This is a genomic window from Polyangium mundeleinium, assembly GCF_028369105.1.
GTDB classification, from domain to species: Bacteria; Myxococcota_A; Polyangia; order Polyangiales; family Polyangiaceae; genus Polyangium; species Polyangium mundeleinium.
On record NZ_JAQNDO010000001.1, the window covers coordinates 7,387,243 to 7,406,888 of the forward strand.

A 19,646-nucleotide genomic window follows, 5' to 3' on the forward strand; every position below is an offset into this window, starting at 1 on the left:
CGGGGCACGGGAGCCGGTTGCCCCTGCCCCGGGCGTGCGCCTATTCTGTCCGGGTTGATCGGCCGTAAGCTTCAGGAAAGGTTCGAGATCGTCCGCTCCATCGGCCATGGCGGCATGGGGACCGTCTACGAGGCGCGCTCGCTCTCCGGGCAGGAGCGGGTCGCGATCAAGTGGATGCACGCGCGTCCCTTCGCCGCGGGGGATCCCGATCTGCTGCGCTTCGTGCAGGAGGCGCGTATCGTGGGCGCGCTCGAATCGCCGCACGTGCCTCGCCTGATCGAGCTCGCGCAGGACCCGGACGTGCAGGTGCCTTACCAGGTGATGGAGCTGCTCGCGGGCGAGGATCTCGGCGCGCTGCTCGATCGGGTGGGCGCGCTCCGGCCGGACGTGGCGCTTCGCATCGCCGCGCAGGCGTGCAAGGGGCTCGCCGTGGCCCACGCCGCGGGCGTCGTGCATCGCGACGTCAAGCCGCAGAACCTCTTTCTCGCCCGCAAGGAAGAAGGGGGCCTTCTGGTCAAGGTGCTCGATTTCGGCGTCGCCAAGATCCGCCGCGCCCCCGCGGGCGCGCCGAAGGGGCTCACCGCGCCGTCCTCGTCGATGACGGACAGCGGCCAGGTCGTGGGGACGCCGCTCTACATGGCGCCCGAGCAGCTCGAAGGCGCCAAGCACGTCGACGCGCGGAGCGACGTGTATTCGATGGGCGTGACGCTGTATGCCTTGCTCGCGGGGAAACCGCCGCACGCGGACGCCAAATCGCTGCTCGAGCTCCTGAACCGGCTGGTCAGCGGGCCCCCGCCCCCGCTCGTGGACGCGGCGCCCTGGGTGCCTCCTGCGATCCGGACCGTCGTCGAGCGGGCGATGGCCGCGAGCAAGGAGGCCCGGTATCGTGACGCCGGCGCGCTGCTCGAAGCACTGGAGCCGCTCCTGCCCGAGGGCGCGGATCTGACGGAGGAGATGCTCGTCCCGGTGGACGAGGCCACGAAGGGAGAGGCGCTCGCGCGACAGGGGCAGGCGCTGGACGCGGGGGGCGGTGGTGCCGCCGCGGGGCTCCACACGCCCGAGGAGCGGCGAAGGTCCCCGGGACGCGGGGTCGCCGTCGCCGTCCTGATCATGGCCGTGGTCGTGGGGCTCTGCTGGGTGCTGCTTCGCAGGTGATGGCTGGCGCCTGCGGAGATGACGATCCCGTCCTCCGGCACGCGCTGAACCTCGAGAGCGCCTACACGTACGAAGGCACGGACGAGGTGCACACGCGGATTCTCGGCAGCGCCCTCACCGGCCACGACGCCTTCTGAGCGCTCGGCGTTCGAGCATTCAGAGATTCTTGTTCTTCTCCATCATCTCCTGGAGCTTGCTGCGGCCCGATTTCGCGGCCTTCGTGGAGCGTACGACCGGGACCATGCGAATGCGCATGGTGATGGGGTGCGCTCCGACGTGCGAGTCCCGGCTCGCCTGGGCGTGAAAGGATTGGCCGCCGGCCCCATACATGGCGAAGTACCATTTGTCGTTCTTGGCGCTCAAGAGCTCGGTGGACAGGTTCTCGAGCGTCACGTAATCCGGGCCGTCGCGCAAGATCACGCCCGCCCAGTGGAAGTTCCAGAGGTCCACCTCCCCGCCCCTGTCGGCCGCGATCTTCTCCCCTTCGTCGTTCACCTGCGTGAGCGCCTCGCCGACGAGGGGAGCGGCGTATTCATTGAGCTGAAACGTCTCCGCGAACAGGCGCGAGAGAAACCAATGATCGTAGATCGCTCGGTAGATCCTCGCGCACTTTGCCATCATCTCTTTGCCGATCGATTCCCCACGAAGCTCGTCGATGCTGCCCTTCAAAGCGAGGTAGCGCTCGCGCTTCTTCGTTTCCGATTCGTTCTTCGCGAGGTCCTCGAGGAGCGCGCCGAACTCGGGTATCGCATAGAGGAGAGTCGAATACATCGCGCGGTTGGCGCCCGCATCGGAGTTCAGTTTGTACAGGGATTTATTGAGCGGCGGGAGCAGCCGCAAGCCGTTGTCCGGCGCCACGATCACCACTTGCTCGCTGTCGTCGCTGCCGATGGGATTGTCATCGGAGCCCATGACGGTCTGGCTGGTGAGGTGACAATCGGCGTGGCTCACGTGCTTCGACGTGTCCTGTCCGTTCAATATCGCCAGGTCGCGATGGTAGGACGATACGTTGGTCAACTGGTGCCGACCGGGTCGCATGCGTACCGTCACCTGGAGGAGATCCGGGTCGTCCCCGTACACGGCGCCGGTCGTCACGAGCTGCACGTACGAGCCCCTGCCACCATTCACGGCGTCGAGCGCCCTGTTCGCGGACACGATGAGCTCTGCCCTGGCGTAGAGGGTCTTTTTGTCCCACAGGACGATGCCCCCGCGATCGGAGGTGCGCTCGTTGAAGCCGTCCATCACGTAGGGCGACCCCGTGTAGCGCTGCACGGTCCGCCCGTCGGAGGCCCGCGGAAACGATCGAACCGAGCCGCGGCCGGGGGAATGCGGCTGCGGCTGGCCCGCCGGAGGCTGCGGCCATCCCGCCGGGCCGGCCGCCGAGGGCTTCGGCTGCGCGACGGTCGCAGGATGCGGCGCCCGCGCCGAATGCGCCACCGTGGCAGTGTGCGGCCGCGTCGCCCATGGAGAGCGCTTCGGTTGCGCAACGGTCGCAGGATGCGGCGTCCGCGCCGGCTGCGCTACCGTGGCAGCGTGCGGCGGTCTCCTCGGATCCAACGGGCGTGTCGACACGCAAAGCTCCTTGCTGCCCGAACGTCTCACGCCGCGAGAAGGTGGGGCAAAAAAACCGAGATTGAGCCTCCGAAGTCGACGACGAAGGCACCTCGTCGAGCGGCTGCGGCTCCTCGAAGACCCCCCTCATCGCGTGTCCCCAGGAGCCTCATCCATAACGAAGGATTGTCGCTCGATCCCGCAGCGCGAGGCAAGCCGTCCACGAATCCCGTCCGCTCGCCCGCCGTCCCCTCCGCGGCGGGTGAGCACGCATGCATGCCCCCGAGGCCGCTCGCTCTACAGCGCGGTGCGCTTGCTCGTCCGGCAGTGTGTCGTTTGCTCCGGACGAACGGCGAGCGTGCAGCGCGGTTTCTGTTCCCCTGGCACTCGTGTTGCTGAGGTTTCTGCGAGCGAGAAAGGAGATCGACCTATGATCCAACGCTACCTGGTTCACGCCGCGGTGTGCGCTGCCTCCGTCCTGTTCTTCGGCTGCGCGGGTGAAGAACCGGGCTCGGCCGCGCGCGACACGGGTCATCTGACCGTGAACTGGACGATCAGCAACCAGCGGGCCGCGAACTACTGCGTGGCGTACGAAGCGGCGGGCGCGCTGATCGACATTCGCAACGACAAGGAGGAGTTCGTCGCGCAGATCCGGGTGCCGTGCAGCCAGTTCGAATCGAGCATCGAGCTGCCCGTGGACAATTACCAAGCGACGATCGTGCTCGTGAAGGAGAACGGCGACCCCGTCGGCAACAAGATCGATCTCGGCAAGTTCAAGGTCGGCGCCGGGGACGATATCGACCGCAAGGCGACCTTCGCAATGCCGCCGCCCCGAGACTGACGCAACACAAGAAAGAAGACGGTCGTGGGGGCATCTGGGCGGTGTTCGCGCCTCGTGCCCCCATTTCTGCATTCGCGGGCGGTTCGCCCTCCTTCAGGCATCAAGCGAGGCGACCGCCCCGGGGCGCGGGAGGCCGAGCTCGCGCCGTCGTTCATCGAACCAGGCGCGGGCCTCCGTCTGCGTGTCCAGAAACCGGACGGGGAAGCCAGCCGTGCGGTGGAGCAGCCGGATCGCGCGGAACAACATGGCGCCAAGGACACGAAATTGAAAACTCGCGCCGACGACGGCAATCCCATGGATCGTCACGTCATCGTCCGGCGTACCGGACGTCTCCGACGCCACGCGGCGCGCCTCCGCCGAGAGGTGCACCATCCGATGAAGGTCGATGATCAAAAAAACGTACGCTTTGCCGTCGACGAAGCGCCGCCGGATGGCAGTCAAGCGCCGGACGTCATCGCCGGTGACGTGTCCAATTTAGTGCGCAATGGCCACGTCGGGCTCCTCGAGGACCGCGAAGGACTCGTCACGAACAGCGGGCATTTTGAGGCCGATGGTAACGGAGGCAGGCGGGGCACGGCAAGGTTCGGGAGCGCGACGCGGTTTCCTATGGGAGCCGCTGAGCTGGGGCTTTGCCCCAGGCCCCACCCGGGGCTGTCCGCCCCGGGACCCGGACCAGCGCAAGCGCTGGACGCGGGGTCGATGAACTGCGCGATGCGCAGTTCATCGAACAGCCGCTGACGGTTCCACCGGCAACGTGCCGCTGCGTGCGACAACGTCCATGGTCTTGCCACCGGCCCGTTGGAAGAACTGCGCACCGCGCAGCTCTTCCACCTTCGGTCCAGGCCGTGCCTGGTTCAGGTCGAGGGGCGAACAGCCCCCGCGGGGTCCGGGGCAGCGCCCCGGCGCGGCGCCCCAACTACCCCCCGAGCACCTCGCGGACCTTGCGGAGGAGCGCTTCGGGGGTGATTGGCTTGGGAATGAAGTTGATGCCCGAGTCGAGCACGCCGTGATGCACGATCGCGTTCTCGGTGTATCCCGACATGAAGAGCACCTTCATGGCGGGCCGCACGTTCCGTAGCCGTTCGGCGAGCTGCCGGCCGCTCATCTTGGGCATCACGACGTCCGTCAGGAGCAGGTGGATCGTCGCGCCGTGTTGCTCGCATACGAGCAGCGCTTCGCCTCCGTTCGCCGCCTCGATGACGTGATAACCGACCCGCGACAGGATCCCGCGCACCAGCATGCGGACCTGCGGGTCGTCCTCGACGACGAGGACCGTCTCCGACCCTCGCACACGGCTCTCCTGGGCCTCGGCCACGGGCGCCTCGACTGCGCCGTCTCCGGCGCACGGGAGATACACCTTGATGGTCGTCCCCTTCCCCGGCTCGCTGTAGACCCACACGCAGCCTCCGCTCTGCTTGACGATGCCGTACACCATCGACAAACCGAGCCCCGTGCCCACGCCTTTGGGTTTGGTCGTGAAAAATGGCTCGAACATGCGCGCCTGCGTGGCCCGATCCATCCCTACGCCGTTGTCGCTCACCGACAGCACCACGTGCGGTCCGGCGTTCGCCTCGGGGTGTTCGCAGACGTATTGCTCGTCGAGGTCTGTGTTTGCCGTCTCGATCGTCAACTGCCCGCCTTCCGGCATCGCGTCGCGGGCATTGACCACGAGATTGAGGAGGATCTGCTCCATCTGCCCCGGATCCACGAAACAGGGGTGGAGGTCCGGCGAGAGCACCGTGCGCATCTCGATGTCCTCGCGCAGGAGCCGGCGGAGCATCCGATCGATGCCCGAAACGATGGTATTGAGGTTCAGCACGCGGGGCGAGAGGATCTGCTGGCGGCTGAACGCGAGCAATTGCCGCGTCAGGTCGGCGGCGCGCTTGCCTGCGAGGCGAATCTGCTCCACCTCCTCGCGCATCGGCTCGCCGGGGCGGAGCTCGTCGAGGAGGAAATCGCTGTAGCTGAGCACCACCGACAGGATGTTGTTGAAGTCGTGCGCGACGCCGCCGGCGAGGCGACCGACGGCCTCCATCTTCTGCGATTGCCGCAGTTTTTCCTCGGTGCGCTCGAGCACCTCGCGCGTGCGCTTGTGCTCGGCGAGCTCGGATTGGACTGCCGAGAGCAAACGAGCGTTCGCGATCGTCATCGCGACGAGATCGGCCAGCACGAGCAGGAGGTCGACGTCGCCCTGCGCGAAGGGAACCATCGCCGCGCCCTGGCGCAGGAGGGTGAGCGTCCCGAGGATCGCGCCTCGAACCTGGAGCGGGACACACACGACGCTACGAAACCCGATGTGCTCGAGGAGATGGGCGAGCTCCGGCCGGAGGTCCGCCGTCCACGACGCGGGGAGCGGATGGTGCATGATGAGGGGCTGCCGCGTCCGGATCACGGTGGGGGCAAACCCGCCCTCGTCCCGCGACATGCGCCGCGAGCCCATGAGCGCCACGATCGTCGTCAGGGTCTCGGGATTGGGCGCGAACTCCGCGGCCACGTCCCACCACGCGCCGTCCTCCGACACGAGCCCGAGCACGCAGTACGCGTCCATGAGCCGCCCGGTCTCCTCGACGACCGTGTGCATGAGGCGCTGGTAGTCGTTCGTCGTCGCGGCGAAGATGCGGGCGAGCTCGGCCAGCATGCGCATCCGGTCGATGCGCGCGCTCTCGCGAGCCGGGTGGTCGTGGTCGTCGTGCTGCATGTCCCCCTCTCCCCCCTCCTATGCGATGCGCGGAAGGCCTCTGGCGTCAATGCCCCGCGGGCAGACCGCCGCCCTTGGCCTCCTCGGTGGCCACCCCGAAGGGCGCGAGGAACGCGAAGAGCACGGGCGGGATGGACGCGAAAAGTACGATCGTGAAGAAATGCGTGTGTCCCACGGCTTCCTGAATGGGGCCGCTGATCATCCCGGTGAACATCATGCTGAGGCCCATGATGCCGGTCGCGAACGCGTAGTGGGCGGTCTTGTACGGCCCGGGCGCGAGCTGCTGCATCATGTAGAGCATGTGCCCGACCGATCCGAAGCCATAACCGAACTTCTCGATCGTCACGACGGCCGTGATGAGCCAGAGATCCTCGGGGCGGGCGTGGCTCAGGTAGAAGTACGTCAGGTGCGGGACGTTGAGGGCGAGCGCGAGGAGCACGAACGAGCGCTTGAGCCCGAGCCGCGCGCAGAAGAGCCCGCCGAGCAGCGCCCCCACGATGAAGCCGATCGTGCCGAACGTCCCGTTGATGTTGCCGAGCGCCTGGTTGTCGAGCCCGAGGCCGCCCACCTCGCGTTTGTCGAGCATGAACAGGGGCCCGACCTTCTCGATGAGCCCCTCGCCGAACCGATAAAAGAAGACGACGAGCAGCATCATCACGATGTGCTTCTTCTTGAAGAAGCTCGCGAATGCGTCGCCAAACGTCTTCACCCCGTCCCCGACGCCCGACGGCGCGTCCTGCGCCTTGCCGCCGGTGGGCAGCACATTGATGTGCCACACGCCGGAGAGGCCCATGAGCGCGGCGAGCAAGCCCATCACCACCATCCAGGATTTCGCCCAGTCGAACCCGAGCCCGTTGTGGAGCCAGCCCGTGAACGTCACGAGCAGCCCGGAGGCGATGATACGGCCGATGTTCCAGGCGATCCCCTGCACCCCGACGTATTGCGCCTGCTCGGTCTCCGACATCGAGCTGATGTAGACGCCGTCCGCGGCAATGTCCTGCGTCGCCGAGGCGAAACCCGTGATCCAGAAAAAAGCAAGCGTCGGGCCGAGATAATTCGGGAGCGAGAGCGAGAGCGCCACGCAGCCGAGCGTGACCATCATGAGGAATTCCATACAGAGCACAAAAAACCGCTTGGTCCTGAACATCTCCACCACAGGGGACCAGAGCGGCTTGATGACCCACGGCAGGTACATCGAGCTCGTGTAGAGCGTGATGTCCGTATTCGAGAGGCCGAGGTTCTTGTACATGATGGCCGCGACCACGGAGACCGTGATCATCGGCGTGCCCATCGCGACGTAGAGCGAAGGCACCCACAACATCGGGTGCCGCCTCTTTGCATTCGAAGGCGTGGCCTCGGCGCTCGCCGGCGCCGCGGAGAAGTCGGTCATGGCGCGATGCTACGAAAAGGACCGGCCCCTGTCTCTGGAAAAACGACGCTCAGGGTTTGGCGCGCTGCGCGAGCCCAAGGGCATACTCGGGCCACCACTCCCCGGCGCGAGGCCCGCCGTTGCAGGCCCCGTCCGATTCGCCGGGGAGCTTGATCCACAGATAGGCATCCACGAGCGGCTCCCCCGTCTCGGCCGAGGGCGGCCGGCCGAGCGCGCGTCCATCGGGGTTGCACCATTGCAGCTCCTTTGTCGGCCCGTTCCCGTTCCGGCTCGTGTCGACGACGAAGGGCTTGCTGGAGAGCAGCGCCGAAATTTCCTTGCCGTACGCGACGCTCTCCTCGGTGGTCACGAAATTGGAGACGTTCAGCGCGAACCCGCGCGCGCCGGCGATCCCCGCGGCGCGCAGGCGCTCGGCCATCACGGGCGGGGGTTGCCATTTCGCGTTGCCCGCGTCGATGTACACGGAGACCGTGCCGCTCTGCCCGAGGACGGTCACCGCGTCCGTGAGGAGCGCGAGCCGCTCCTCCTGCTGCGCGGGCGTGAGGCAGTCTTTCAAGAGCCCGAGCGCGTCCGGCTCCAGAATCACGGCGGCGCGACGCGTGCCGATTCCTCGGGCGAACGCCCGGACCCAGGCCTTGTATGCTTCCGCGGCCGAGGCCCCGCCCGCCGAGTGATTGCCGCAGTCCCGGTGGGGGATGTCGTACGCGACGAGGAGCGCGAGCGCGCCCGTGCGGGCGATCTGCGAGACGCGCCAGTCCACGTCCGCCGTGACGTCCTGGTTCCAGTCACCGAACCAGAACGACTGCGGCTCACGGGCGATTTTTTCGATCATCGCCGCGTCCGCGGGGCGGGTGTCGCGCCACGTCTCGACCTGCTTGCGCGCGGAGGAGCCCGGGTCGACGAAAAGGCGACCTCCGGTGAACGGGTTTTCCCCGGGCGCGGGCAACACCGCGCTTCCGCGCGCGTCCGGCGTTCCCGCCTCGGGCCTCGGGATGCACGCACAGTGGAGCGCCGCCGAGGCGACGACCCAGGGGAAGACACGACGACGCCGCTCCATCCTTATCGTGTAGTGCCGTTCGAGCTTCGAAAGCAACGGCCGTGTCGCGCCCCTGGGCACGCCTCGGCGCTCCCCTGCGCATCGATTGTCGCTCGGATGGATTTTTCTCCGCCCCTGGGAATGCGGCGCGCGGCGCGCGGCTCCGCAAAAAAACTCGTGGAGCCGAGGGGCGCTCCATGAGAATCTCCTTCCCGACCACGATCTTTTTTATCAGGAGGCGAGCGATGCGATTCATAGGGGCATCCTTCATCTTGGGCATCGTCATGGCCGTCGGGTGTTCGGCAGGCGGCGGGGGCGACAAGACGCCCTCGGGAGGCACGGGCGGCGCGGGCGCATCGGGAGGCCAGGGCGGAACCGGCGGCGACATCTTCAACCCCTCGGGCGGGATGGGCGCGGCGGGCGGCACGCCGGTCGGCGGCGACGTGATCGTGAACCCGAACTGCACGGGGAACTGCGACGATTTCCCCGCCGATCCGATCTTCGACGGCGTGGCCCCCTCGAACGCCCCCGAGCTCTTCGGCGCGCCCGACAATTACACGCCGGGGCTCTGCATCGTCGAGCCGCACCTCGGAGACGCGGGCAAACCCGGCGCGTTGTTCCCGGCAAACTGGCTGCGCGTCCGGTTCCGCGTCAAACCCGCGAACAACGAGAACCTCTTCGAGATCCGCCTCAAGGCGGGAAACCAGAAGAACGAGCTCGTCGCCTACTCGGCGAGCCCGGTCTGGGCCATGCCCAAGGAGATCTGGGAGGCCATCGGTGTCAAGGGCGGCGCCATCGATCAACAGATCCAGGTGACCATCCGCGGCGTGAACTCGCAGAACCCCGGCACACCCACGGGCGCGACAGGCACGTTCACGATCGCGCCCGTCACGGCGGGCGGCTCGATGGTGTACTGGGCCGCGACGTCGTCCGAGGTCACGCCGACGACGAGCAAGCTCGTTGGTTTTTATGTCGGCGACGAGACCACGATCGACGCGCTGACGGTCCCGCAGGTCCAGCAGGGCAACATCCTCTCCGAGGGCGGGCGCGAGCTGCGCGGCAAGTACACCGATCCCAAGGGCGTCCCCCAGGGGCGCGTGCAGTGCATCGGCTGCCACGTCTCGACGCCCGAGGGCAAGGACGTCGGATACACCGATCACTGGCCCTGGAACAACGTCGTCAGCAGCATCGAGGAGGACAAGGCGGGCCAGGTGCCGGCCTATTTCACCCCGGGCGCGCAGCGGCTCTTGAGCCAGCCGTGGCTCGGAATGATGACGTTCTCCAAGGCGGTATGGGGCGCCGGCAATCGTATCGCGCTCACGCCGTACGCGAACCGGAACGTGGACATCGGCTTCACCGACAGCACCGGCTACGGCTCCGACCGGCTCGCGTGGTTCGACCTCGAGACGAACGCGAACATTCCCTGGACCGAGGGGCAAAGCGGGCCGACGAACGACGCCATCAAGGGCGCGCAGGGCACGGCGTGGGGCTTCCTCCAGACGAGTGGCGAGTCGCAGGGCATCGTCGCCCCGAACTGGAGCCACGACGGCAAGACGATCGTGTACACGTCGGCAGGAAAATCCCAGGACGGCCGCATCGCCGACAATGTCGAGACCGATATCAAGACGGTCCCGTACAACGACCGCAAGGGCGGCACCGTCACGCCGGTCCAGGGCGCGGCGACGTCGGGTGTGTCCGAGTATTACCCGTCGTTCTCCGCGGACGACAAGCTCATCGCGTACAACCGCGCGGGTAATACGAGTGGAAAGATCTACTATCGTCCCGACGGCGAGGTGTACGTCATCCCGTCGGGCGGCGGGACGCCGATCCGCCTCGCGGCGAACGATCCGCCGGCCTGCACGGGCCAGACGAGCCCGGGCGTCATCAATAGCTGGGCCAAATGGTCGCCCACGGTGCTCGGGGGCGTGCCGAACGGCAAGACCTACTACTGGCTCATCTTCTCCTCGGCGCGGGATTACCCGGGCGCGTTCATCGTGCCGCCGAACCAGTACAGCCCGCCGGACACGCGCTCCTCGCAGCTCTACATGACGGCCATCGTGCGCGACGCGCAGGGCAACTACGAGACGTACCCGGCCGTCTACATCTGGAACCAGGATCCGAAGACCAGCAACCTGACGCCGGCCTGGGACATCTTCGACATCCCGCCGCCCCCTCCCCCCAAGTAATAGTATAAGGAGACGGCATCGACGGGTTTGCCCGCATCCGAGGTAAAACTTTCGGGTGCGGGTAAAACCCTCCGCTGCATCCCGCCCCGTCGCCTCTCCGCGTCAATTTTTTGTTCGTGACGTGCATGCGGTGGTTGTCAGCGTTTATGGATCTGGTGTAAGGTACCCAATTCATGGACCGCCGCTTCTCCGGAGCGCTCCCGCGCGCCGCGTCCGTTGCATTTTTCCATTTGCTCATCGCCGCCGCGCGGGTGGCGAACGCAGAGCCGAATGACGCCGCCGCGCTCGATCTGGCGAAAAAAGCAATCGAGGCGGATTACCTCGGCACCAAGTTCACCGAAGCCGAAAAAAAGCTCAAGCAAGCGCTCACGCTCTGCGGCCCGAAGTCCTGTTCGAACAAGGTCGTGGCGCGGCTGCACCGGGATCTCGGCGTCGTGTATGCCGGCGGCATGAACAAGGTCGAGGACGGCAAAACCGAGTTCGTCGCGGCGCTCAAGGCCGATCCCGACATCACGCTCGATCCGGATCTCACCTCCGAGGAGATCGAGACCGTCTTCAAGGACGCAAAGGCGGCGGCAGGCATGGGCGGCGCGCCCGAGCCTGCCCCGAACCCGACGCCGGTCCCAGGGCCCGTCGCGCCCACACCGGCGCAGGGCGATCTCGTGCACGCGCCCCCACCCGAGCAGACGGTGATGACGCCCGTGCCGCTTTATACGGAGATGCCGGACGGCGTGGAGGCCACCAAGGTCGTGCTGCAGGTTCGGCCTTTTGGTGCCTCGGCCTGGAAGACGCTGGAGATGCAGAAGGTCGAGAAGGGGTATGGAGCCGAGGTCCCCTGTCTCGACGTCGGGAGCGTGACCGGGCAGCTCAAGTATTTCATCCAGGCCTTCGACAAGGACAACAACGTCGTCGCTTTCGCCGGGACCCGGAAAGAGCCGCTGAGCGTGGAGATCAAGCTCCAGATCGAAGGCGCGTCGCCGAGCTTGCCGGGAAAACCGCCGCCCACGCGCTGTTCCGAGGCGGCAGATTGCCCGCCGGGGCTCCTCGGGTGTCCCAAGCCAGGCGAGGAGAAGACCTGCCCGGAGGGGGAGGTCTGCGACAAACCTCCGGCGCCGTCCCTCGCCCGAAAAAACTGGGTGACCCTCGGTCTCCAGCAGGATTTCCTGGGGCTGTCGGGCACCACCGGCACGTGCTCCGGCGGCAACGAGTATACTTGTTTCTCGGGCGACGATTATTACGAGGCCATCCCCTACGACAAATCCGGCGGCGAGCTCGCCGGGGGCCTCGCGGCCGCGACGACGCGGATCTTCGTGGGTTACGAGCGGGTCTTCGGGAGAAACATCACGGCCGGGCTGCGCGCCGGGTTCGTGTTCCGCGGCGGGCCGCAGGCGCCGGGCGGCGCGGCATTCGTCCCCATTCACGCCGAGGCGCGCGCGGCCTACTGGTTCGGCGCCGATCCGTTCGCCAGCGCGGGTTTCCGGCCCTTCTTGACGCTCGGCGGCGGGCTCGCGCAGGTCGACGCCTCGGTCAAGGTCACGGTGTACAATACGGAGCAGGACTTCCTCGCGGACAAGAGGCTCGTCCTCGACGCATGGAAAAAGTCCGGGCTCGTCTTCATCGCGGCGGGCGGCGGCGCGATGTACGCGATTCGGCCGAATACGGGGCCCCTCGCGGAGGTCCGGCTGATCCAGCTCTTCGGCGCCTCGGGCACCGCGCTCAGCGCCACGTTCGGGTATTCACACGGCTTCTGATCGGCCGGTGTTCAAAGATGTATTTCCAGAGGTGGTGAGAGGAGCTCCGATGCGTTTGTCCTCGTTGACCATGCTGCTCTGTGGTGTGCTCGCGCCCATGCCGGCGCTGGCGCAGGGCGATCCGAAGGCTGCCGATGAGGACGCCCCGGTGCAGATGCAAAACACCAGCGCGGGAGGCTCGGCGGCGGCCGCGCCCGCAAAGCCCGCGCCCGCGCAAACGGCGCAAAAGCCGGCCGCTCCCGATGTCCAGACGCCCCAGGGCCCGCCGCCGAGCTTCGGCAACTCGAGCCCCGTGGTGACGGGCTCCGGAGGCAATGCCGGGAACAAGGCCGAGGGATTCGATTTCCACGGCTACTTCCGCGCCCCGATGCGCATCGGCATCGGCGCCCGCGACAACCCCCTGCCCGATCAGAGCCGGACGACCCTGCACGCGCCCGTCGTGCCGGACGATCAATACCTGAACTGGCAATACACCGGCCACCAGGCGCGCGACTGGGCCGAGCTCTACTTCAGCTACTCGAAGGGGTGGGCCAAGGCCACGGCGGGCATCCTCGCCTTCAACTTCACGGACGCCGCGTGGAAGGAGAACCTCGCGCAGTTCGGCATTGCCCAGGGCTGGATCACGCTGACGCCGGAGCTGCCGTGGCAGAACGTCCGGCTGGAGGCCAAGGTCGGCAGCTTCTGGGGCCGCTATGGCATGGCGGGCCGTTACGACGCCGGGTACTACGACACGTTCCTCTTCGGCCGCACGCATACCCTGGGCGAGACGCTCCGCATGGAGATCGACGTCGCCGACTGGACCCTGTGGGGCGAGCAGGGCTTCGGCGTGCGCCGCCCGAACCCGAGCATCTACAACGACGCCCGCTTCACGCTCGTCAATCACCTCCATGCCGGCGTGAGCTGGAAAAAGACGGTCGACCTCTCCTTGCATCATTTTTACACCTGGGCGCAGGAGGAGGATCGGCCCGGCTCGGCCCTGACGAACGTGCCGAACGGCAACATGAGCGTGATCGGCGCGGACGTGCGCGTCGACGCGAACATGTACGGTTATCTCTACGCAGGGTTTTCCCACGTCTCCGCGGAGAACGCGCGCGTGGTCGGGCCCGCGGTCGAGGTGATCCACGCGAACGGCGGCGGCGAGTTCGCGCTCGGCATCACGAGCAACTACCTCGACGGACCGACGCGCCAGAGCAACGGCAACGGCGCGGTGAACACGCTGCTCGCGCAATACGAGCTCAGCATCGCCAACATCCTCACGAACATGAAGACGCCGGGACAGCGGTACTGGGGCGAGGGACCCGACCTCAAGATCGCGGCCTTCACCATGGTGAACTTCATCTCGAGCGACGATGCCGACATGGATGGCGTCCGGAAGCTCAAGTACGGCTTCGACCTCAACGGCCGCATCAAATCGTGGCTCGGGCTCGGCATGCGCTTCGACCGCTTGCAGCCGAACTCCAGGATCCCCGAGCAGTCGTTCGCGATCCTCTCGCCGCGAATCGTCTTCCGGTCGGACTGGCTCGCGCACGAGGAGATCGCGCTCCAGTATTCGCGTTATTTCTTCAACCAGCGGGAGTGCGGCAATACGGCCGAGCCGCTGCTCTGCACGCAGGCGCCGGCGGCGCCCACGCTGCCCGACGGCTTCGGCGCGACGACGACGAACCAGGATCCCGGGACCCGCGGCGCGCCGGCGACCCGCCCCGATCTCAATGTCATCCGGCTGCAGGCCTCGATCTGGTGGTGAAGACGAACATGAACAAGGCGATGACATACACGGTGGGGGCCTTCGTCGCGCTTTGCGCGTTCGCGCCGGCGATCTCCGGATGCATCCCCCGCGCGCCGGGCGGCGGAGGCGCGGGTGCGGGCGCCGGCACGGGCGTCGAGAACTCACCGGACGCCAAGGCTTGTCCGGCCGATGGCGTGCTCGACGACGGCGAGGACAACAACAACCAGCTTGCGATGAGCAAGGGCCGGGGCGGCTACTGGTACACGTTCGCCGACAAGGCCGGCTCGACGATCACGCCGCAGGCGGGCGCGCTGGGCGGCACGTTTTCGATGAGCCCCGGCGGCGCGAACGGCTCGCAGAGCGCGGCGCGCATGAACGGCAAGGTCGGCGGATCGGGCACGGTCTTCGCGGGCATGGGCTTCAACTTCGTCGATCCGAAGGCGCCCTTCGACGTCTCGCAATACAAGGGCATCTCGTTCTGGGCGAAGCGCGGAGAAAACTCGGCGGGCGCCGTGCGCGTGAAATTGCCGGACGTGAACACGGATCCGGAGGGCAAGGTCTGCACGGAGTGCTTCAACGACTTCGGCATGGACATCCAGCTCACGACGACGTGGACCCAGTACTTCGTCTTGTTCAGCGCGGCGCAGCAGCAGGCCGGGTGGGGCCAGCCCCGCCCCGGCGCGTCCGACAGCACGAAGATGTACGGCGTGCAGTGGCAGGTGAACACGCCCGGGGCCGACTACGACATTTACATCGACGACATCCAGTTCACCGGGTGCCCGTGATGCGGGGACGTTCCGCGAGGTTTGTCATGCGCAACGCGACCTCATCGAGCACGCTCTGCCTGGCCCTCCTGCTCTCGGGCTGCACGCCCGGCGCCGCTTCGCAAGACCCGAACGCGCCCAGCAGCGATCCGGGCCCTGCGCCGGTGGCGAATGGGCCGCAGGTGGCGCCGCAGACCGGCAACAACCTGCTCAAGAACAGCGATTTCGAGGACGGCACGAGCCTGCCGTGGACGACGTCGTTCACCGCGCCCGCGGCGGGCAAGGCGGCCGTCGAGAACGGCGCGTTTTGCCTGAAGATCGACGAGAAGGGCGCAAACCCCTGGGACGCGCAGGTCCGCCATCGCGAGATGGTCGTCAAGCGCGGCCACACGTACACCGTGCGTTTCAAGGCCTGGGCGAGCAAAGCCACGCGCGTCCGTCCGAAGGTGGGCATGGCCGGGCCGCCGTACGCCGAATACTGGTCGAGCACGATCGAGCTGAAAACGAAGCCGCAGCGCTTCGAGGGCGCGTTCGTCATGGGCAGGGGCGACGATCCGACGGCGGAGCTCGCCTTTCACATGGGCGGGGGCCTCGCCGCCGAGGGGGGCGTGACGATTTGCCTGGACGATATTCGTCTGGACGATCCCGACTTCAAGGCGCCGCCGCCGCCGCCGCAGGTGAAATTGCCCAAGGTGCGGGTCAACCAGGTCGGGTATTTCCCCGGGCTCGTGAAGAAGGCGATCGTGAAGGCCGCGCCGAACAAGCCCCTCGCTTGGGAGATCGTCCGGGAGGGCAAGGAGTCGGTGGCCAAGGGGACGACCGCGGTTTTCGGCGACGATCCCGCGTCCGGCGAGCACGTCCACGTCGTGGATTTCACCTCGTTCGCGAAGGTCGGCGACAAGTACGAGCTGCGCGTCGAGGGCGAGACGAGCTTTCCTTTCAACGTCCGGAAGGATCTCTACGGAAAGCTCAAGTACGACGCGCTCGCGTATTTCTATCACAACCGCAGCGGTATGCCGATCACCATGCCGCACGCGGGTGAGGAGAAATGGGCCCGCCCCGCCGGTCATACGAGCGACAAGAGCGTGCCGTGCGCGCCGGGGACGGGCTGCTCGTATTCGCTCGACGTGTCGGGCGGCTGGTACGACGCCGGCGATCACGGCAAATACGTGGTCAACGGGGGCATCTCGGTCTGGACGATGCTCGCGCAGTACGAGCGGGTGAAGCACCTCGGCACGAGCGCGGCCGATTTCGGGGACGGCAAGCTCGCGATCCCCGAGAACAAGAACGGGGTCCCGGACATCCTCGACGAGGCGCGGTACGAGCTCGAGTGGATGCTCAAGATGCAGGTGCCGGACGGCCAGCCGCGCGCGGGCATGGTGCACCACAAGGTCCACGACGAGAAATGGACCGGGCTCGGGCTCGCGCCGCACGAGGCCAACATGAAGCGGTTCTTGCGCCCGCCGAGCACCGCGGCGACCTTGAACCTGGCGGCGAACGCGGCGCAGGCGGCGCGCATCTGGAAGACGCTCGATCCGGCGTTCTCGGAGAAAACCTTGGCCGCCGCGGAGAAGGCCTGGGCCGCGGCGAAGGCGAACCCGGCGGTCTACGCGCCACCGAGCGACAACCAGGGCGGCGGGCCGTACGACGACATCGACGTGAGCGATGAGTTTTATTGGGCCGCAGCCGAGCTCTTCATCACGACGGGCAAGGAGGAGTACCAGACGGCCTTCACGAAGTCGAAGCATTACATGGCCGTCCCCCAGACGGGCGCGTTCACGGGCAGCGGCTCGTCGACGTCCATGACCTGGCAGATGACGCAGGCGCTCGGCACGATTTCGCTCGCCGTCGTCCCGAACAAGCTCGACAAGGACCTCGTCGCGGCCATGCGATCGAGCGTCGTCGCGGCCGCGGACGCGTACCTCGGCATCCTCGACGCCGAGGGGTATCGTTTGCCCTTCAAGGCGGGCGGGTCGAAAAAGTACCCCTGGGGCTCGAACTCGTTCCTGCTGAACAACCTCGTGATCCTCGCGCTCTCGCACGATTTCACGGGCAAGCCGAAGTACCTCGGCGGCGCGATCGAGGGGATGGATTACCTCCTCGGCAAGAACCCGATGGTGCAGTCGTACGTGACCGGCTACGGGTCGAATCCTCTCAAGAACCCGCACCATCGATTCTGGGCAAACCAGGTCGACGCGAAGTTCCCGACGGCGCCGCCCGGCGCGGTCTCGGGCGGCCCGAACTCCGGGCTCGACGATCCCTACGGCCAGGCCGCGGGGCTCGCCGGCTGCGCGCCGCAGAAGTGCTTCGTCGATCACATCGAGGCCTGGGGTTTGAACGAGATCACCATCAACTGGAATGCGCCCCTCGCCTGGATCGCTGCGTTCCTCGACGAAAAAGGTCGACTCTGATCTCCTCGAACGAATGAAGCGAAAACGGAATCACGCGCGGCTCATTGTGGTCGCGCGGCGGCTCCGCTACGATGTCCCCATTCCTTACCGAGCGGCGCCCCCTCCGCTCCCCCCGAAAGGTTCGGTATAGCCATGAAATTCGTGAACCAGAATCGTGCTCTCTTCGCCGTCGTGATGGGCTTGCTCGTGGTCTCCGCCGCCGCGTGCGACGAGGGCTCGACCAGCAACGGCGATGGCGGCTCGGGCGCGAGCGGCGGCGGCGGCCCGGGCGGCGGCGGCCCGGGCGGCGGCGGTCCGGGCGGTGGCGGCCCCGGCGGCGGCAGCTCGGGCAAGGTGACCGTCATCGACGACATGGAGGACCAGAACGGCTCGATCATCCCGAACGCGGGCATGCTGGGCGCCTGGTACACGTACAACGACGAGACGGCCGGCGCGACGCAGACGCCCGTCGTGGGGGATCCCTTCGAGATGACCGCGCTTTCGCCCCCCCGGGGTTCGAGCGCGTACGGGGCGAACACGAAGGGCAGCGGGTTCACGACGTGGGGCGCCGGCTTCGGGTTCGACCTCAACAACGACGGCGTGGCGAAAAAGGCGTTCAATGCGTCGCAGTTCGCGGGGATTCAGTTCTGGGCCAAGATCGGCGGCGGAACCGGCGCCGTGCGCTTCAACGTCGGCGACTCGCAGACCACGCCCGAGGCCGGCAACTGCGGCGCGACGTGCAGCGACGACTTCGGCGCGAACATCACGCTCACGACGGACTGGAAGGAATTCAAGTACAGCTTCGCCGAGCTCGCGACCGTGAACTGGTCGAAGCAGAACCTGACGGCGATCAAGAAGGACGCGCTCTATTACGTCCACTTCCAGGCGGGGGCGAGCGCGACGTTCGATATCTGGATCGACGACATCGCCTTCTACGAGTGAGGAAACCCATGCAATCACGACGCGGCTTCGTGTTCCTCGGTTGGTCGCTCCTCGGGATCTCGCTCGGGGTGCTCGGGTGCGACGTCGGCGAGACGTCCAGCCAAACGGGCGGTCAGGGCGGCGACGGCGGCGCCCAGTCCACCATGGGCATGGGCGGCTCCTCGCCCGGCGCGGGCGGCACGGGCGGCGCGGGCGCGTCGGGTGCATCGAGCGGGCCCGGCTCGTCGAGCTCCAGCAGCTCGTCGAGCTCGGGCACGGGCGGCAGCGGCGGCGCGCCGCCCGTTCCCCCGGGCGGGTATTACGTCCAGGGGAACAAGATTTACGATGAGAATGGCAACGTGCACGTGTTCCGCGGGCTCGCGCGGCCGTCGCACGAATGGACGCCCCAGGGCGAGAACGTCTCGCTCTCCGATTTCCAGAAGATCAAGGGCTGGGGCGCGAACGTCACGCGCCTCTCGCTGAACCAGGGCTTCTGGCTGCCGGGGCACGTCCGTTACGACGGGCAATACCAGCAGAACATCGATCAGGCGATCCAGTGGGCACAGCAGGCCGGGCTCGATGTCATCCTCGATCTGCACTGGTCGGATCGCGGAGACATGAACAACTGGGACACGAAGCAGCAGCGGATGGCCGATCAGAACTCGGTGAAGTTCTGGCAATCCGTGGCCGAGAAATACAAGAACAACGGCCGGGTGTTGTTCGAGCTTTACAACGAGCCGCGGGACGTCTCCTGGGGCGTGTGGCGGAACGGCGGCGACAGCGGCGAGGGCTACCAGGCCGTGGGCATGCAGCAGCTCTACGACACGGTCCGGGCCACGGGCGCGCAGAACCTCGTCCTCGTCGGGGGCCTCGACTGGGCCTTTGATCTCTCGGGCGTGTCGCAGAACCGCGTCCAGGGGAACAACATCGTGTACGTCACGCACCCCTACGATTTCGAGAGCAAGCAGCCCGGGACGTGGGAGCAGAAGTTCGGCTTCCTCGCAGCGACCGATCCGATCTTCATCACGGAGTTCGGGAGCTTCGATTGCTCGACGAACTACACGACCCAGCTCCTCGAGTACGCGAAGCAGCGCGGCCTGTCCTGGACTGGCTGGGCTTGGTACCCGAAAGGCTGCGACTTTCCGTCGCTCATCACGAACTGGAACGGCGATCCGAGCGCGTCCGGGCAGGTCGTCAAGGCCGCGCTGCAGAACCCCTGAGGGGGTGTTCCCCAGGG

The 19,646-nt window shown here is 67.0% G+C and carries 15 protein-coding genes; 10 read left to right on the forward strand and 5 right to left on the reverse strand.

What is annotated here, in order from left to right:
• Positions 1 to 54: 54 nt before the first annotated feature.
• Together POL67_RS29325 and POL67_RS29330 are read left to right on the forward strand one after the other, a co-directional pair.
• A complete protein-coding gene (locus tag POL67_RS29325; protein WP_271923000.1) occupies positions 55 to 1,155 on the forward strand; it encodes a serine/threonine-protein kinase in 1,101 nt (366 codons plus the stop codon).
• A complete protein-coding gene (locus POL67_RS29330) occupies positions 1,155 to 1,292 on the forward strand; it encodes a hypothetical protein (protein WP_271923002.1) in 138 nt (45 codons plus the stop codon). Before POL67_RS29325 ends, POL67_RS29330 begins: the two co-directional genes overlap by 1 nt.
• 19 nt (positions 1,293 to 1,311) lie before the next feature.
• On the opposite strand, the gene POL67_RS29335 is transcribed toward POL67_RS29330, so the two are convergent.
• Positions 1,312 to 2,427, reverse strand: a complete 1,116-nt coding sequence (locus tag POL67_RS29335; protein ID WP_271923004.1) for a hypothetical protein — start codon at positions 2,425 to 2,427, stop codon at positions 1,312 to 1,314.
• A gap of 709 nt (positions 2,428 to 3,136) precedes the next feature.
• Here POL67_RS29335 and POL67_RS29340 point away from each other — a divergent pair.
• Positions 3,137 to 3,547, forward strand: a complete 411-nt coding sequence (locus POL67_RS29340) for a hypothetical protein (RefSeq protein WP_271923006.1) — start codon at positions 3,137 to 3,139, stop codon at positions 3,545 to 3,547.
• 93 nt (positions 3,548 to 3,640) lie between these two features.
• Here the strand turns inward: POL67_RS29340 and POL67_RS29345 are convergent, their stop codons facing one another.
• The 4 genes from POL67_RS29345 to POL67_RS29360 form a co-directional block, all read right to left on the reverse strand.
• Positions 3,641 to 3,988, reverse strand: a complete 348-nt coding sequence (locus POL67_RS29345; protein ID WP_271923008.1) for a hypothetical protein — start codon at positions 3,986 to 3,988, stop codon at positions 3,641 to 3,643.
• A 475-nt stretch (positions 3,989 to 4,463) separates the two neighbouring features.
• Positions 4,464 to 6,245, reverse strand: coding sequence for a GAF domain-containing hybrid sensor histidine kinase/response regulator (locus POL67_RS29350; protein WP_271923010.1), 1,782 nt, complete (start codon positions 6,243 to 6,245; stop codon positions 4,464 to 4,466).
• 46 nt (positions 6,246 to 6,291) lie between these two features.
• A complete protein-coding gene (locus POL67_RS29355; RefSeq protein WP_271923014.1) occupies positions 6,292 to 7,635 on the reverse strand; it encodes an MFS transporter in 1,344 nt (447 codons plus the stop codon).
• 49 nt (positions 7,636 to 7,684) lie between these two features.
• Positions 7,685 to 8,692 (reverse strand): glycoside hydrolase family 6 protein, encoded by a 1,008-nt coding sequence (locus POL67_RS29360; RefSeq protein ID WP_271923016.1) that lies wholly within the window; start codon positions 8,690 to 8,692, stop codon positions 7,685 to 7,687.
• A gap of 224 nt (positions 8,693 to 8,916) precedes the next feature.
• On the opposite strand from POL67_RS29360, the gene POL67_RS29365 reads away from it, so the two are divergent.
• From POL67_RS29365 to POL67_RS29395, 7 genes are all read left to right on the forward strand, one after another.
• Complete coding sequence (locus tag POL67_RS29365; protein WP_271923018.1) at positions 8,917 to 10,857, forward strand: hypothetical protein; 1,941 nt, start codon at positions 8,917 to 8,919, stop codon at positions 10,855 to 10,857.
• Positions 10,858 to 11,030: 173 nt separating this feature from the next.
• Positions 11,031 to 12,608, forward strand: coding sequence for a hypothetical protein (locus POL67_RS29370; protein WP_271923020.1), 1,578 nt, complete (start codon positions 11,031 to 11,033; stop codon positions 12,606 to 12,608).
• Between the two features lie 49 nt (positions 12,609 to 12,657).
• On the forward strand, positions 12,658 to 14,352 hold the full coding sequence (locus POL67_RS29375; protein ID WP_271923022.1) for a hypothetical protein: 1,695 nt from the start codon (positions 12,658 to 12,660) through the stop codon (positions 14,350 to 14,352).
• Positions 14,346 to 15,119: a CIA30 family protein gene (locus POL67_RS29380; protein ID WP_271923024.1), complete on the forward strand. Its 774-nt coding sequence runs from the start codon at positions 14,346 to 14,348 to the stop codon at positions 15,117 to 15,119. The genes POL67_RS29375 and POL67_RS29380 overlap by 7 nt, the downstream gene beginning before the upstream one ends.
• A gap of 26 nt (positions 15,120 to 15,145) precedes the next feature.
• On the forward strand, positions 15,146 to 17,509 hold the full coding sequence (locus tag POL67_RS29385) for a glycoside hydrolase family 9 protein (protein WP_271923026.1): 2,364 nt from the start codon (positions 15,146 to 15,148) through the stop codon (positions 17,507 to 17,509).
• A 132-nt stretch (positions 17,510 to 17,641) separates the two neighbouring features.
• Entirely contained in the window at positions 17,642 to 18,430 is a 789-nt protein-coding gene (locus POL67_RS29390) for a CIA30 family protein (protein WP_271923028.1), read from the forward strand.
• Positions 18,431 to 18,438: 8 nt separating this feature from the next.
• Positions 18,439 to 19,629 (forward strand): glycoside hydrolase family 5 protein, encoded by a 1,191-nt coding sequence (locus tag POL67_RS29395; RefSeq protein WP_271923030.1) that lies wholly within the window; start codon positions 18,439 to 18,441, stop codon positions 19,627 to 19,629.
• The last annotated feature ends 17 nt before the right edge of the window (positions 19,630 to 19,646 follow it).